The sequence below is a fragment of the Pseudomonas sp. LW8 genome (genome assembly GCF_041956865.1).
Lineage (GTDB): Bacteria > Pseudomonadota > Gammaproteobacteria > Pseudomonadales > Pseudomonadaceae > Aquipseudomonas > Aquipseudomonas siliginis.
Map to the genome: position 1 here is coordinate 3,071,821 of NZ_CP168138.1, position 16,041 is coordinate 3,087,861.

Sequence of the window (16,041 nt, forward strand, 5' to 3'; positions counted from 1 at the left end):
CAGGACGCTTCTATATGCCGCAGTTCTTTATCGACCGCCCGGTGTTCGCCTGGGTGGTCGCCCTGTTCATTCTGTTGGCCGGTGCGCTGGCCATTCCGCAGTTGCCGGTGGCGCAATACCCCGACGTCGCCCCGCCGCAAATCGAGATTTACGCCGTCTACCCTGGCGCCTCGGCGCAAACCGTCGATGAAAGCGTGGTCAGCCTGATCGAGGAAGAGCTCAACGGCGCCGATCACTTGCTCTATTTCGAATCGCAGAGCAGCCTGGGCAGCGCGACGATCAAGGCGACTTTCCAGCCGGGCACCAACCCGGAACTGGCGCAGGTCGATGTGCAAAACCGCCTCAAGGTGGTCGAGTCGCGCCTGCCGCAAGCGGTCAATCAGCAGGGATTGCAGGTGGAGAAGGTCTCTTCCGGTTTCCTCTTGCTGATCACTTTGACCTCCAGCGACGGCAAGCTCGATGACGTGGCGCTCAGCGATTATCTGGCGCGCAACGTGATGAACGAGATAAAGCGTCTGGACGGTGTCGGCAAGGCGCAGTTGTATGGTGCCGAGCGGGCTATGCGCATCTGGATCGATCCGCAGAAACTGATCGCCTTCAACCTGACGCCGGCCGATGTCAACGAAGCCATTGTTGCGCAAAACGCCCAGGTTTCGGCAGGTAGCATCGGTGATTTGCCGTCGCCTTCCACACAGGAAATCACTGCGACAATTCTGGTCAAAGGCCAATTGTCGACGCCGCAGGAGTTCGCCGACATCGTGCTCAAGGCCAATCGCGACGGCTCCACGGTGCGCATCGGTGATGTTGCGCGGGTCGAAATCGGCAGCCAGGAATATCAGTTCGGCACACGCCTGAACGGCAAGCCGTCCACCGCCGTTGGCGTGCAGCTTTCTCCAGGCGCCAACGCGCTGAACACCGCGACACTGGTGCGGGCGAAGATGGATGAACTGGCGCGCTACTTCCCGGCCGGCGTGGAATACAAGATTCCTTACGACACTTCGCCGTTCGTCAAAGTCTCGATCACCAAAGTGATCTACACCCTCGGCGAAGCGATGCTGCTGGTATTTGCAGTGATGTTCCTGTTCCTGCAAAACGTGCGCTACACGCTGATCCCGACACTGGTGGTGCCGGTGGCGTTGATGGGCACTTTCGCGACCATGCTGGCGCTGGGGTTCTCGATCAACGTGCTGACCATGTTCGGCATGGTGCTGGCCATCGGCATTCTGGTGGATGACGCCATCGTCGTGGTGGAGAACGTCGAGCGCATCATGGCCAGCGAGGGCCTGTCGCCCAAGGAAGCCACGCGCAAGGCGATGACGCAGATCACCGGGGCGATCATCGGCATTACTCTGGTGCTGGTCGCGGTGTTTATTCCGATGGCGTTCATGCAGGGTTCGGTCGGGGTGATCTACCAACAGTTCTCGCTGTCCATGGCCACCTCGATTTTATTCTCCGCGTTCCTCGCCCTGACCTTGACGCCGGCGCTGTGCGCGACATTGCTCAAGCCTGTCGGCAAAGGCGAGCACCACGAGAAGTCCGGATTTTTCGGCTGGTTCAATCGCCGATTTGAGCAATTGACCGACCGTTATCAGGGTTGGGTCGGCTATGCGCTCAAGCGTACGGGTCGCTACCTGATGATCTACGTGGTCCTGCTGATTGGACTCGGAATCTGTTTTGCGCGCCTGCCCTCCTCGTTTCTGCCGACCGAGGATCAGGGCTACACCATTACCGATATTCAATTGCCACCCGGCGCAACGAAGAACCGTACTGTACAAGTAGCCGAGCAGCTCGAAGCGCACAACGCCGGTGAGCCGGGAATCAGTGACAGTGTGGTGATCCTGGGTTTCAGTTTCTCCGGTAGCGGGCAGAACGCAGCGCTGGCGTTTTCGACGCTCAAGGATTGGTCGGAACGTGGCAGTGACGATACTGCCAGCTCAATCGCCGACCGCGCCAACGCGGCGCTGAGCCAGATCAAGGACGCCATGGCCTTCTCGGTGCTGCCGCCGCCGGTGGATGGCCTTGGCACGTCCAGCGGTTTCGAGTTCCGCTTGCAGGATCGCGGTGGTCTGGGCCATGCGACGTTGATGCAGGCGCGTACGGAACTGCTCGCCGCCGCCGAGAAAAGTCCGGTATTGATGAACGTCCGTGAAAGCGCACTGGCCGAAGCACCGCAGGTGCAGCTGATCGTCGACCGCAAGCAGGCGAATGCCTTGGGCGTATCGTTCGCCGACATTGGCAACGTGCTGTCCACTGCCGTAGGTTCGAGCTACATCAATGACTTCCCCAATCAGGGCCGCATGCAGCGGGTGGTCGTGCAAGCCGAAGGTGATCAGCGCAGTCAGGTGGATGATTTGCTGAAAATGCATGTGCGCAACAACGCCGGGAACATGGTGCCGCTGTCGGCCTTCGTTCAGGCCAACTGGATTCAAGGCCCGGCGCAGTTGACTCGTTACAACGGCTATCCAGCGATCGCGATATCTGGTGAACCGTCACCTGGGCACAGTACCGGCGAGGCCATGGCGGAAATCGAACGACTGGTTGCGCTGGGGCCGAAAGGTCTGGGTCAAGAGTGGACCGGTTTGTCGTTGCAGGAACGCCTGTCCGGCAATCAGGCGCCGATTCTGCTGGGCCTGTCGCTACTGGTGGTATTCCTGTGTCTGGCGGCGCTGTACGAGAGCTGGTCGATTCCGACCTCTGTATTGCTCGTTGTCCCGCTTGGTGTGCTCGGCGCGGTACTCGCCGTGACACTGCGCGGCATGCCCAACGACGTGTTCTTCAAGGTCGGACTGATCACCATCATTGGTCTGTCGGCGAAAAACGCGATCCTGATCATCGAGTTCGCCAAGAGCTTGTATGACGAAGGTCACGATCTGATCGATGCGACGTTGCAGGCCGCGCGTTTGCGTCTGCGGCCGATCGTGATGACATCGCTGGCGTTCATTCTCGGTGTGGTGCCGCTCGCGATTGCAACTGGCGCGAGCTCGGCAAGTCAGCAAGCGATAGGCACAGGTGTGATTGGCGGGATGATCACCGCGACACTGGCAGTAATCTTCGTGCCAGTGTTTTTCGTCGTGGTCATGAAGCTCGTACAGCGATTCACCAAACAACGCTGATCAAACTGTGGGAGCGAGCCTGCTCGCGAATGCGTCCGGTCTGCCAACACTAATGTTGAATATGCTGACGTCTTCGCGAGCAGGCTCGCTCCCACAAGGATTGGCCAACATCATGCGCAGTGGCCACATCTGTCATCGCTGGGCTAAGGTGGTGAAACCTCCCTCGCCTACCGAGCTTTCATGCCCTTCCTCGCCCGCACCCACCCTCGCCTCTCCGCCGCCGCTCTGCTCGGCCTCGCCAGCGGCCTGTTGGTCCCGGCCGGTTCCATCGTCAGCAAAATCCTCATTGGCTGGAACGTCGGTGTCTGGACATACCTGATTCTGATGTTCTGGCTGACCATACGCGCCAAGGCCCCGGACGTGCGACGCATCGCTGAAGTCGAAGACGAGAACGCCGGGCTGGTGCTGTTTGTGGTGTGCATTGCCGCGTTGGCCAGTCTCGCCACCATCACCCTTGAACTGGCCGGCAGCAAAGACCTGGAAACCTCACGCAAACTCATGCACTACGGGTTCACAGCGCTGACAGTGACCGGCTCATGGCTGCTGATAGGTGTGATCTTCTGTGTGCACTACGCCAGATTGTTTTACACCTGGGACGGCAAAGAGCCGGCGCTGCGTTTTGCTGAAGGACTGACCACCCCCAATTACTGGGATTTTCTGTACTTCTCGTTCACCATCGGCGTGGCTGTGCAGACTTCGGATGTGGGTGTTGCAACGCGGAATATTCGAAAGATTGTGCTGGCGCAGTCGTTGATCGGTTTTGTGTTCAATACGGCGATCCTCGGGTTCTCGATCAACATTGCAGCAGGATTGTTCGGCTGAAAAACACGGCTTGTTCTGGCAGTTCAAAGCTCACAAAAACGTACGCCTGTAAACTGTCAACACTGACAGTTTACAGGCGTACTGTATTCACGCTTCCATACAACATCCAGAAGTAGGACGGGTCAGTCTTTGGATGTCCCCAACCATATTGTATGGAGATAAAACTCATGAGCTATGCAGCCCGAGCCTACACGACGATCTCTCCGGTTTTAGCGCCGACCTATTTGTCAGCCACTATCAACGGCGATGCCAACCCAAACTACAGGTTTGTCAAAATCCCTCAATTCATGGAGTTTCGATCTACCTCTGTACCTTCCTTCGGGCCGAAGCCCTACCCGGAAGGCCTGCGTTACGTTCTGACAGCCGGACACACTAAGGATGGTGTGACGCGTACGCTTGAGTTTGTGTTCCCTTTTAAACCCCAATCGTCGACCTATGAACTCTCCAAAGATAGCGATGATGTCAGAAGTACCTACTATTCCAATCCTGCGACGGGTGATCTGCACGTCTCTGTGAGCGGGAGCCTGACATTGAAATATGACGACATTGAAAAAACCCTGAGTGGCACTTGGTCCGGCACATATGACCATGGTGGAGAGAGCGGCAACGAAGAGTTTCCGATCACTGGGGAGTTTGTCGCTAACGCAGACCTGAGCAAGAGAAAAAACGCTTACTGACTACGACAAAAAGGAAGCTGCGAGGCTTCCTTTTTTAATGCTGATGCAATCAGAAACTGAAGCTCAGCCCAACACTCCCTCCTAGCTCCTGGTCAGCTTTGCTGCCCCTGCTGGTCCCTATCTCGCCATACAGTTGCCATTTGTTATTGGCCGGAACCCAATTGAGGCCCCCGGTCAGTTCGAGGCTGGTGCTGGACAAATCGTTGTTGAATCCAGTGTCATTCACGCTGACACGATTATTGTTGACGAATTCATGACTTAACGCCGCGTGCAGCCTGGGTTGCAATTTTCCGCCATTGTTCAGCACCACCTCGCGACCAACGGTCATTCCGACCTTGCCGAGCAATGAGCGGGTCTCGTTGCTGTCTACCTGCAGTCCGTTGTCCAACTTGTAGTCCTTGCCTTTTACCGTCGCAACACCAACCTGAGCAGAGGGCTCGATGAAGTAACCTCGGTTAAAGACTATATGCTTACCCACTTCGACGGTTCCACTGATGCCGAGATTATCGAAGTCACCCTTTGTTCGAGTGTCATCGCTCAAGGTGACTTTGACGTCATTACTGAAACGGTTGATTTTGCCAACGGTATCCACGTAATACCCGGTCGTTTCGTCATACCAGGACAGATACATCCCGCCATAGGTGCTGTTGATCGTGCCGGCGCTGCCGCGGGCCAGGTTAAGGCGAGTGGTGCTGTAGCCACCAAAAACCCCGATCAACCATTGGCCATCACCTATCGGTAGTGGCGTGTCCACCCCCAATGAGACGCCAGTCTGATTTTGTTTATAACCATCACCGTAGGCATTCTTGACGTTGTACTGATTGGCATGAGTGCGTATCCACAGGCCGCTGGTCGCGTTTTGATTATCTGAGTCCAGTGCCGCAATCGATCGCGATCGCGGCTGAGTGCCGGCCATGCGACGGTCGCCGAGGCGAGTATTGAGAGTGGTCATTTCCGAATAGATAACCGTAGGAGCGGTACCGGCAATAGCCAATGCTGTTTGTGAACCTGTGCTCGGCGTTGTCCCATCAGTCCGCAGGAAAATACCTTCGCCCTCTCGCACCAGTTTGTACGCCAAAGCACCACGATCAACCTGACCGTTTCTCAGATCGAACTCAGCATCCCCGCCAGCGATGTTAGCCACTTGAAGCGGTGCACCGGTGACAGGTTCGCTGGCGCTTGCACCAACTACCAGCTCGTGACGGCCACTGGCTGATTCCGTGACATTGAGAAAGTCCGTTTCACCGGTGGACACGTCAGCATCCAAAAAAAACCGGCCGTTGCCTGACAGGTTGGCAACGTCCAGGCGGACGAACTCGGCGGGCGTGCCGAATCTGACGTTCCCGCCCTGCATTTCGAGATTCGATAACGAATTGCTGCCAACCAGGTTCCATTCAGCGCCACGCCCGATGGACATAGCGCTGACGCCAGTAACCGAACCGTGCAGGATCGAGTCGTTATCCAGCATCACGACGCCAGCCCCGGAGCCCTGAATGTTACCGGTGAGTATGCTTCGGGTATCGAGCGAAACAGAATCGACGTTGGTCAAATCGCCGTCAAGGCTGGCATTGTTTTGCAAGAAAACCGCGGCGGTCCCGCCGTCAGCAACCGCTACATTGCCGGTCAACTGGCTGTCGTCGATTTGAAAGCGCGCTGCTGCGCCATCCATGACCTCGAGGATATTACCGTTGCCGCCGATCAGATTCGAACGGTTAGCTATCTCGATCAATACCGGTTGATCGTCCGGCGTCGCAAAATCGACTTTGATCGCTGCGCCGGTGCGGCCCTGCACGGTTGACCCATCAATCTTCAGTACACTCTGTGCGGTGACATCGCTCGGGTTCAGGACAGTATCCTCGCCAAAGATGATCCCATCCAGTTCTCCGATGACCTCGCTGGCTGCACTGATGTTGGCGTTGCCGCCGTAAAGTTCGAGGCCAACACCGTCTGCGTCGGTCCCTTCAACCCGGCTGTCCACCAGATTCAACGTACTGAGGGATGTCACCGCTGCACCCGAAAAACCGCCTGTCAACGTACTGCCAGTGACGGTCGCTGTTGAGCCAACGGGTATATTCAGGTCGCGCGCAAGCGACATTGCTCTGCCATCGCTGGACAGCGTACTGCCGGATACCACTGCCGAGCTGTCGGTCAAGCTCAGCGCAGTGTCGAAATTGCTAGCCGTCACCGTTGCCGCGTCCAGAGACACTCGGGCGTCTGCTGAGGCTTCAATCTGTGAAGTGCTGGCGGAAATCGCGTTTAACGTCCCACCGCCGACAACGATGTTCAGCGTATCACCGCCATTGACGTTAAGCGTGGCAGTGGCAGGGATGAACCAGGCTTCTGGCGTAGCTCCGACGGATACGGTTTCGACTTCACCAGGATTGAGATTTCGGGAAAAGGCCGTCTCGGATATTGCGATCAGTAATGCTGCACAAGAGAGCGTGCCAGTGAGTTTCAAAACTGTCGGTCCCAAGCTATTTTCAAACGTCATATACACTTCTCGTTGAGGTTTATCGGGACGGAAGAAGGACGGTTCAGACGTACATATTCCATCAGACGACCTTTGTAGGCGACGCCGGAGAATACCTGCTAGTCTGGACTTTCTCTGTAGGACTAATCCTCTTAGTAGGTGGGCTTAATCGCCCACTCGCGACATTTCGAGATATTTCTTGCTTCCCCAATTAAATTGCATTGCCTGAAGAGGCTGGCTCTCCGGCAATGCAATGATCGCGAATGCCGTTTATGGAGCAGGCGCAGGATCCCAGCCCGGTTCCGATTCGCAGTACAAGAAGTCAGCATTGAGCAAGTAGACAATCATTTCCTGAACTTCTGACGTCGTTACAATTGGCGTCGAATACCAGATTTTTACATAACCTGCGTAAAAGTCGGTCGGATCAGGCGTGGTAGCAGGTGGACGAGGAAGATTGCGAATAAAAGGTGCGTTTGGCACTTCCCAAAGCATCCCCTCCGTTAGCTCGAGCGCAGTGATCGCACGAGTACGGGAAAAAACCGTATCCGACGGTGCGTCTATGGTGTATTTATCGTCATGCCAGCCTTGCCAATTGAATGTGATGTTCATCCCATCGGTGAAATGATCATTAGGTTTGATCTTGAACGTCGCAACGTGATCATCCCCCGTCAAGCTCTCGCAAATAATGTATGGATCTTCGGTGCCATCTGTCGGTGGACGTTGGAATTCCGGCTTATCGAGAACAATGACTACAGTATTGACAGTTACCGTCTCCTTTGCCGAGTCTTGAGTATTATTCCGGGCGGGGTTTTCATATGTCCACCAAGCCTCTTTAAGCCCGATACCACCCGGACCGACAACGGTATATGGCAAATCTACCTGAATGACTGTATTGATATTCGACGGAGTCATTTGAATGGAGTTGACGATAATTTCGCCTTGATCCCCGAGATACTTCAAAGTAACCAGATCGCCCGGTTCGGGATCGGGAAACGTCGTCCCGGCGGTGATAGGCGAGACATCGATGTGAGCCTTGGCAGTCTGGTCGACATCCTGAGGGCCCAGTAAGTTATCCGTGACAGGTGGCTGTCCGCGGACGATCAGTTTCCGGAATTCGGGATTAACTTCAGGGGGCGGGGTCGTCGGGTCGACGGTATAAGGCGGATGCGTCGAGAAATCTGTTTTTACAGTTGTTGTTCCATCGTCGATGGATAAGCCGCCACGCATCAAGTCAGCTTTGACGACCACGTCCAATTCGAAATTCGTACCCGTCTGGTTATCAAAGTATTGTTTGCTCAGACTCGACCAAGGAATGGTGAACTCCAGCTCCGTGAGTGCGTTGAATGGCAGATCCTGGGCTGGTTGAGCGCCGTATGTCAGGCTCACTACGTCGGTGCCGATTGTATCTACCAACCGGCTGACTTTTACCTTCACACCTGCACGCGCATCTTTTAAATCGATCAGACCGTCTTCGTTTGCCGGGACGGTAATGACGCCCAGTTTGGGCAGTGGCAGAAAACGCACGTTTTTGAAATACACGCCCCATGCGCTCTGGTTGCCAGCAGCGTCAGTAATGATGAACCAGATGAAGGCCCGGCCGCTCGTTACCTTGCGTAGCTCTGCGGTCGGGATGGACAGCTTGCCATCGGTGGGCATCGGTCCGTTGAAAAAAGGGGGCACCTGCGGAGGGTTGGTACGTGTACCTGCCACGTACAGGGTCAACGTGTCATCCGGCTGAACGTTGGCGTAGCCGGTATCAATTTGTACCTGCAATCCCCCTTCGTTACCTGGCTGACCTGCCCATGTGTCATCCAGATCCCCGGGGGCATTTGGAAACGTGGCTGGCGGAATTGTTCTGGCGCCTGGAACCTGTCCTGGATTTGTACCTGTTTGTGCAGGTTTCGCTTGCCAGGCACCAGTACGGTCGATAAAAAACTTCATCACCGGACCGGTCAGCGGGTTGAGCCCCCGCTCATACAGCACGCTACGCACCCAGATCGGCGTCGGCCCCACCGGGGTTGCATCCTCACCCAGAAATTCGGTAGGCACTGTGATCGGAAAATCTACAGGACGGCTGGCCACGTCGCCGAGGTTTACCCTGTTTAACCGCGTGAAGTCTGTCGGCAGCGGATTGGCAGGAGGCTGGGTTCGCGTAACGTCAAGGGCGATCTGATCTCTGCTGTTAGGATTCGACCACACATTGGTCTTGACCATAAGTGTCAGCGCGGCGCCCACAGGTATCGCAGCTATCGGAATGATGTCCTTGTTCGTGCCGCGCCCGTCTGGCAATTCGGGGGTAGGTGCGACCAGAACGCCCAAGGGTGTGCCTGACTCCGCAGTTTGAATACTTGTCATGTGCCTTCTCCATTGCGTAGAAAATGTTTTTTGATCCATGCATCTTCGACAATGGCGAATGTCGCCAACTGCAGTCGTAATATCGCTGCTACTGTTGCGGCCTGATCACTTCATCCAACTTGCATCCGAGCAATACTTGTTTTCTCCCGGAATTTTCCTGTCTACCTTCACCAGCCCGGTAAACGAGCGAAAGATAGGTACACCGTCGCGCAATAGCTGGTAATTAACTAAGGCCGAATCGTTTTCCTCCATGGGTTCTATATGTGAAGCAAATGGTCTGATTACGATCTTGACTGGCTCCTTGGTCACAACATCTGTCACAACCTCAGTAAAGTTAAACACCTGTGTCAAAGGGTTTCCCGACCCGTTTAAAGAATCCCATGCCTGCCAATCCAGGCTGAGGACATCCGCAAGCTGAAACAAGTCATCGAAAGGAATTTCGATACGTACCCCTTCCCAGATAAACAAGGCTTCCGGATCGCCGGGATGGTTCTTGTAACATCCGATATATCCCCAAGCATCCGCATCGGGAAAAGTAACCTCCTTCAAAAGTTGCGGCGGCTTAACTATCGCAAAAGTCAGGTGTCGTGAAGGTGACGTAGTAGGGTTGATCGAACGTACTGTGTAGAAAAGCTCAAACGAAGCCACATCCGGAAGTTTCTCGGGAGCTACTGGAATACGAAACTCCGGCGCATCGTCCGCGGCCCCATACTCGCCAAAGGCGACGAAATCAGGGTTACCAACAATGAAAATTTCAACACGATCTTTATTCACGCCTGAAACAGGAAAGTTCGGCCAGCGGTCAATAATACAAACGATGCCCACCTGTTTTGCGTCCGGCGGCAATGTTCCGGCCGGGTCAAGCGGATCGACGCCTTCCACTCGTGGCAGGCTCAGAAGCACGCCGGGATTCAATGGATTGCTGGAGGTAGTCGGCGTTTCGATCGGCATGGAATTTCTCACTGGCTGGTCATCTAGGCCTGAAAGAAATTAAGCGCTGGTATTGGAAAGATGCCTACTGTCAGATCTGACAGGTAAAGCAACCGTTTGTCGGAAATCCATTTTGCCGTGACTGCTTCCGCTGCATTTGAAGGTTGACGGCTCAAGGTCAGATAGTGTCTTCTGAAACCGGTTTCAGCGGTATCCATGCCGTTAAAACGCTACATTTCAAAAATAAGGTCTGACCCATTGAACGACTTCTCCGCCGCCCAGCGCAGCCGCGTGACCATGCTTGATGTTGCCGAACGCGCTGGTGTATCCAAGGCCAGCGTCTCGCGCTTCATTGGCGACGACCGCGCGCTGCTCTCCGATGCCATTGCCCGGCGCATCGAGCAGGCGATTGATGAACTCGGTTACCGCCCCAACCAAATGGCCCGTGGCCTGAAACGCGGACGCACTCGGCTGATCGGCATGCTCGTCGCCGATATCCGTAACCCCTATTCGATTGCCGTGATGCACGGGGTGGAAACCGCCTGCCGTGCGCACGGCTACAGCCTGGTGGTGTGCAACACCGACCGCGATGACGAGCAGGAACGCCAGCATCTGGCGCTGTTGCGCTCGTACAACATCGAAGGGCTGATCGTGAACACGCTGGGCCATCACCGTGACGAATTGCACGAGCTGCGCCGCGAGATGCCGCTGGTGCTGGTGGACCGCAAGGTCGACGGGCTGGACAGCGACATGGTCGGACTGAATAACCCGCAAGCGGTTGAAATGGCACTCACACACCTTGAGCAGCGCGGATATCGGGACCTATTGATGGTCACCGAACCGTTTGACGGCACCAGCTCGCGGATCGAACGGGTCAGCAGTTTTCAAGCGCAGATTGCCCAACGCTCGGCCCTGACCGGGGCGGTGCTGGAAACCGGCGATGATCTGAAGGCGCAACTTCAAACTTTTTTAAACACCCACGTTGACGGTCCGAAAGCACTGTTTTGCGCCAATGGCGTGGCGGCGCTGGCGGCGACTCACGCGTTGCGCGCACTCGGTGTGCGCTTGTTCGAGGATGTCGGGCTGATCGCCCTTGATGATCTGGATTGGTATCCGCTGGTGGGCAGCGGGATTACCGCGCTGGCACAGCCGACGCAAGAGATAGGCGCGCGGGCGTTTGAGTGTCTGCTCAAGCGCTTGCGCGGGGATGATGAGGTGGCGCGAATTGTGGATTTTGCGCCGGTGCTGATTGAGCGGGGTTCGACCCGAGGGATTGGCGGCGTCTGATCTGGCGCTTTCGCGAGCGGGCTCGCTCCCACAGGTGACCGTGTTGCAAATGTGGGGGCGAGCCTGCTCGCGAAAGGGCCTGCAAAAAACTACAGAATCACCTGATTTTTTTTGAACAAAAATGAAACCGGTTTCAGAGGTCAATAACAATGAATAAACCCGCCGTTTCCATCAGTTTGTCCAGCTACGGTGCCGAGCTCGTGCGCCAGCGTGGGCAAGATTGTTTTATCGACATCCTCGCGGCAGCCGGGGCGAATCGCATCGAGTGGCGTGAAGAGCTGCTGACCCGTGAAGACCCGGCGCAACTGGCTCAGGCTACCCAGGCGCAGGGCCTGCAAAGCATTTATTCCTCACCCACCGAACTCTGGCTCGCAGGGCAAGCGCAGCCAAATCCCGAACTGATTACCGCGCTGCAACAGGCCCAGGCATTCGGCTCGAAATGGCTGAAAGTGTCCCTCGGTTATTTCACCGACAACTCTGACTTGCAGGCACTGGCCGAGCGACTCAAGCAAAGCCCGGTGCAACTGCTGGTGGAGAACGACCAGACCTTGCACGGCGGACGTATCGAGCCGTTCCAGCGTTTCTTTGCCGCCGTCGAGCAGTACAACCTGCCGATCAAAATGACCTTCGACATTGGCAACTGGCACTGGCAGGACCAGTCCGCCGCCAGCGCCGCACGCGCGCTCGGCCGTCACGTCGGTTATGTGCATTGCAAAGCCGTTGCGCGCCGCGCCGACGGCAAACTGATCGCCGTACCGCCGGCCATCAGCGATCTGCATCTGTGGGAACAACTGCTGCGGCACATGGACCAAGGCGTTATGCGCGCCGCCGAGTACCCGCTGCAAGGCGATGATCTGGTGCAACTGACCCGCGAACACGTCGCCGCCCTCGCCCGCCTCGGTCAATCGCGCCTGGAGCCAGCTCATGTCTGAGATCGATATTCTTTCTTTCGGTGAAACAATGGCGATGCTGGTCGCCGAGCAGACCGGCGATCTGGCCAAGGTCGAGCAGTTTCACAAACGGATTGCCGGGGCCGACAGCAACGTCGCGATCGGCTTGTCGCGCTTGGGTTTCAACGTCGCGTGGCTGAGCCGGGTCGGTAACGATTCGCTCGGACGCTTTGTGGTCGAGACGCTGATCAAGGAAGGTCTGGATTGCAGCCACGTCGAAGTCGATAAAAACCATCCAACGGGTTTCCAGTTCAAATCGCGCAACGACGATGGCAGCGACCCGCAGGTCGAATATTTCCGGCGCGGTTCGGCGGCCAGTCATTTGTCGCCCAACTCCATCAGCGACAACCTGCTGAGCGCCCGTCACTTGCACGCCACCGGTATTCCGCCGGCGCTGTCAGGTTCCAGCCGGGAAATGTCCTTCGAGCTGATGACCCGGATGCGCAACGCCGGGCGCAGCGTGTCATTCGACCCGAATCTGCGCCCGAGCCTGTGGGCCAGCGAGGGCGAGATGATCCGCCAGATCAACCGCCTCGCCGCCCTTGCCCACTGGGTCCTGCCGGGGTTGAGTGAAGGTCGCTTGCTCACCGGTTTCGACGACCCGGCCGACATTGCTGCGTTCTATCTGGATCAGGGCGCCGAGGCCGTGGCGATCAAGCTCGGGCCTGCGGGTGCTTACTACCGCACGCAGCTGGATCAGGGCTTCGTTGCTGGCGTGCCGGTGAGCAACGTGGTCGATACCGTGGGCGCCGGTGACGGCTTTGCGGTGGGGATGATCAGCGCCCTGCTCGAGCATCAGAGTTTTGCCGAGGCCGTGCAGCGGGCGAACTGGATTGGCAGTCGCGCGGTGCAGAGTCGTGGCGACATGGAGGGGTTGCCGACCCGCCAAGAGTTATCGGTTGAATTTGAATCCGCCTTCGCGAGCAGGCTCGCTCCCACATTTGGAATGCAATCCTCTGTGGGAGCGAGCCTGCTCGCGAAGAGGCCCGCCTGATCACCGCAAATCAATGAACCTGCTGCGACAAAAACAACAAGCTCAGGAGTCACACCGATGAAAACCGCTACCCTCGCCACCCGCCGCTGGTGGTACATCATGCCGATTGTGTTCATCACATACAGCCTGGCCTATCTTGATCGCGCCAACTACGGTTTTGCCGCCGCATCGGGCATGGCCGAAGACCTGATGATTACACCGGGTCTGTCCTCGCTGCTCGGTGCGCTGTTCTTTCTCGGTTACTTTTTCTTCCAGGTTCCCGGCGCGATCTACGCGCAAAAGCACAGCGTCAAGAAGCTGATTTTCGTCAGCCTGATCCTCTGGGGTGGTCTGGCCACGTTGACCGGCGTGGTGTCCAACGCCTATTGGCTGATCGTCATTCGCTTCATGCTCGGCGTGGTCGAAGCGGCGGTGATGCCGGCGATGCTGGTGTATCTGTGCCATTGGTTCACCCGTGCCGAACGTTCGCGGGCCAATACCTTTCTGATCCTCGGCAACCCGGTGACGATGCTGTGGATGTCGGTGGTGTCGGGCTATCTGGTGCAGCATTTCAGCTGGCGCTGGATGTTCATCATTGAAGGTCTGCCGGCGGTGCTGTGGGCGTTTATCTGGTGGCGTCTGGCCGACGACCGCCCGGCCCAGGCCAAGTGGCTCAATGAGCAGGAAAAACACGATCTGGAAAGCGCGCTGGCCGCTGAGCAGGTCGGGATCAAAGCCGTGAAGAACTACGCCGAGGCGTTCCGTTCGCCGAAGGTGATCATCCTGGCGCTGCAGTTTTTCTGCTGGAGCATCGGCGTCTACGGTTTCGTTTTGTGGCTGCCATCGATCCTCAAGGCCGGCGCGCAGATGGACATGATCGAGGCTGGCTGGCTGTCGGCGCTGCCGTATCTGGCGGCGGTGATCGGCATGCTCGCGGTGTCGTGGGGTTCGGACAAGTTGCAGAAGCGCAAACGCTTCGTCTGGCCACCGCTGCTGATCGCTTCGATTGCGTTTTATGGCTCGTATGCCTTGGGCGCCGAACATTTCTGGTGGTCGTACACGCTGCTGGTGATTGCCGGCGCCTGCATGTACGCGCCGTACGGGCCATTCTTCGCCATCGTTCCCGAGATCCTGCCGGCCAACGTCGCTGGCGGCGCCATGGCGCTGATCAACAGCATGGGCGCGCTCGGTTCTTTTGGCGGCTCGTATCTGGTCGGTTATCTGAACAGCTCCACCGGCTCGCCCGGCGCTTCCTATCTGCTAATGAGCGGCGCGCTGTTGCTGTCGGTGGTGTTGACCATTTTCCTCAAGCCCGGCGCCAGTGATCGCGTCGTCGCCAAAGCCGTCGCCACACCGCGTGTGCCGGCGCATTCCTGAAAGGACTTTTGCCATGAAAAAACAGGTCGTGTTGTACAAGAAACTTTCGCCCGCGCTGATGGCGCGCCTGCAAGAGCAGTTTGACGTAACGCTGATCGAAAGCCTCGACGCCGATGGCCTCATGCAGATGCGCGATGCCCTGCCCCGCGCCCACGGTTTGCTCGGCGCCAGTCTGAAACTCGATGCCGCGCTGCTGGATCTGGCGCCGCAGCTGGAGGCGATTGCCAGCGTCTCGGTGGGTGTTGACAACTACGACATCGAGTATCTGAACCGGCGCAAGGTTCTGCTGACCAACACCCCCGACGTGCTCACCGAAACCACCGCCGACACCGGTTTCGCCCTGATCCTCGCTGCCGCGCGGCGGGTGGTCGAACTGGCGGACATGGTCCGTGGTGGGCAATGGAGCCGCAACATCGGCCCGGCGCATTTCGGCACCGATGTGCACGGCAAGACGCTGGGCATCATCGGCATGGGCCGCATCGGCGAGGCCCTGGCCCAGCGCGGGCATTTCGGTTTCGGCATGCCGGTGATCTACCACAGTCAGTCGCGCAAACCGGCGGTCGAGGAGCGTTTCGACGCACAATATCGCAGCCTCGAAGAGTTGCTCCAGCAGGCCGATTTCATTTGCCTGACCTTGCCGCTGACGGCGCAGACCGAACGCTTGATCGGCGCCGAGCAATTTGCGCTCATGCGGCCGGAAAGCATCTTCATCAATATCTCGCGGGGCAAGGTGGTTGATGAGGCGGCGATGATCGAGGCGTTGCGCAGCAAGCGGATTCGCGCGGCGGGGCTGGATGTGTTCGAGCGCGAACCGTTGAATCATGACTCGCCGTTGTTGCAGTTGAGCAACGTGGTGGCGACGCCGCACATGGGCTCGGCGACCCATGAAACGCGTGAGGCAATGGCGCGGTGTGCGGTGGAGAATCTGTTGGCGGCGTTGAATGGACAGCCGCCGGCGAATCTGGTGAATCCTTGATGCTGATCGTTCCCACGCTCAGCGTGGGAATGCAGCCCGGGACGCTCCGCGTCCCTTCCGAAAGTTGGAACGCGGAGCGTCCCTAGAGGCATTCCCACGCGGAGCGTGGGA

At 57.3% G+C, this 16,041-nt stretch carries 11 protein-coding genes; 8 read left to right on the forward strand and 3 right to left on the reverse strand.

Annotated elements, in window-relative coordinates; translation table 11 throughout:
* Positions 1-14 precede the first annotated feature (14 nt).
* The 3 genes from AB9L16_RS13900 to AB9L16_RS13910 all read left to right on the forward strand — a co-directional run bounded on the left by AB9L16_RS13900 (position 15) and on the right by AB9L16_RS13910 (position 4,612).
* Positions 15-3,113: a multidrug efflux RND transporter permease subunit gene (locus tag AB9L16_RS13900; protein ID WP_375122251.1), complete on the forward strand. Its 3,099-nt coding sequence runs from the start codon at positions 15-17 to the stop codon at positions 3,111-3,113.
* A gap of 180 nt (positions 3,114-3,293) precedes the next feature.
* Positions 3,294-3,935 carry a DUF1345 domain-containing protein gene (locus AB9L16_RS13905; RefSeq protein WP_375122252.1) on the forward strand — a complete coding sequence of 214 codons (642 nt, stop codon included), beginning with the start codon at positions 3,294-3,296 and terminating at the stop codon, positions 3,933-3,935.
* 167 nt (positions 3,936-4,102) lie between these two features.
* Positions 4,103-4,612: a hypothetical protein gene (locus AB9L16_RS13910; RefSeq protein ID WP_315435125.1), complete on the forward strand. Its 510-nt coding sequence runs from the start codon at positions 4,103-4,105 to the stop codon at positions 4,610-4,612.
* A gap of 49 nt (positions 4,613-4,661) precedes the next feature.
* Here the strand turns inward: AB9L16_RS13910 and AB9L16_RS13915 are convergent, their stop codons facing one another.
* The 3 genes from AB9L16_RS13915 to AB9L16_RS13925 all read right to left on the reverse strand — a co-directional run bounded on the left by AB9L16_RS13915 (position 4,662) and on the right by AB9L16_RS13925 (position 10,388).
* Positions 4,662-7,103, reverse strand: a complete 2,442-nt coding sequence (locus tag AB9L16_RS13915; RefSeq protein ID WP_375122253.1) for an autotransporter outer membrane beta-barrel domain-containing protein — start codon at positions 7,101-7,103, stop codon at positions 4,662-4,664.
* Between the two features lie 249 nt (positions 7,104-7,352).
* Positions 7,353-9,437, reverse strand: coding sequence for a hypothetical protein (locus AB9L16_RS13920; RefSeq protein ID WP_375122254.1), 2,085 nt, complete (start codon positions 9,435-9,437; stop codon positions 7,353-7,355).
* Between the two features lie 105 nt (positions 9,438-9,542).
* Complete coding sequence (locus AB9L16_RS13925; protein ID WP_375122255.1) at positions 9,543-10,388, reverse strand: hypothetical protein; 846 nt, start codon at positions 10,386-10,388, stop codon at positions 9,543-9,545.
* Between the two features lie 237 nt (positions 10,389-10,625).
* On the opposite strand from AB9L16_RS13925, the gene AB9L16_RS13930 reads away from it, so the two are divergent.
* The 5 genes from AB9L16_RS13930 (at position 10,626) to AB9L16_RS13950 (ending at position 15,930) form a co-directional block, all read left to right on the forward strand.
* A complete protein-coding gene (locus AB9L16_RS13930) occupies positions 10,626-11,654 on the forward strand; it encodes a LacI family DNA-binding transcriptional regulator (RefSeq protein ID WP_375122256.1) in 1,029 nt (342 codons plus the stop codon).
* 149 nt (positions 11,655-11,803) lie between these two features.
* The gene (locus AB9L16_RS13935) at positions 11,804-12,586 is read left to right on the forward strand and encodes a sugar phosphate isomerase/epimerase (protein WP_150740936.1); all 783 of its coding nucleotides are present in this window, start codon (positions 11,804-11,806) and stop codon (positions 12,584-12,586) included.
* Positions 12,579-13,598, forward strand: a complete 1,020-nt coding sequence (locus AB9L16_RS13940) for a sugar kinase (protein ID WP_375122257.1) — start codon at positions 12,579-12,581, stop codon at positions 13,596-13,598. Before AB9L16_RS13935 ends, AB9L16_RS13940 begins: the two co-directional genes overlap by 8 nt.
* 57 nt (positions 13,599-13,655) lie before the next feature.
* A complete protein-coding gene (locus AB9L16_RS13945) occupies positions 13,656-14,954 on the forward strand; it encodes an MFS transporter (RefSeq protein ID WP_041480189.1) in 1,299 nt (432 codons plus the stop codon).
* 13 nt (positions 14,955-14,967) lie between these two features.
* Positions 14,968-15,930: a 2-hydroxyacid dehydrogenase gene (locus tag AB9L16_RS13950; protein ID WP_375122258.1), complete on the forward strand. Its 963-nt coding sequence runs from the start codon at positions 14,968-14,970 to the stop codon at positions 15,928-15,930.
* The last annotated feature ends 111 nt before the right edge of the window (positions 15,931-16,041 follow it).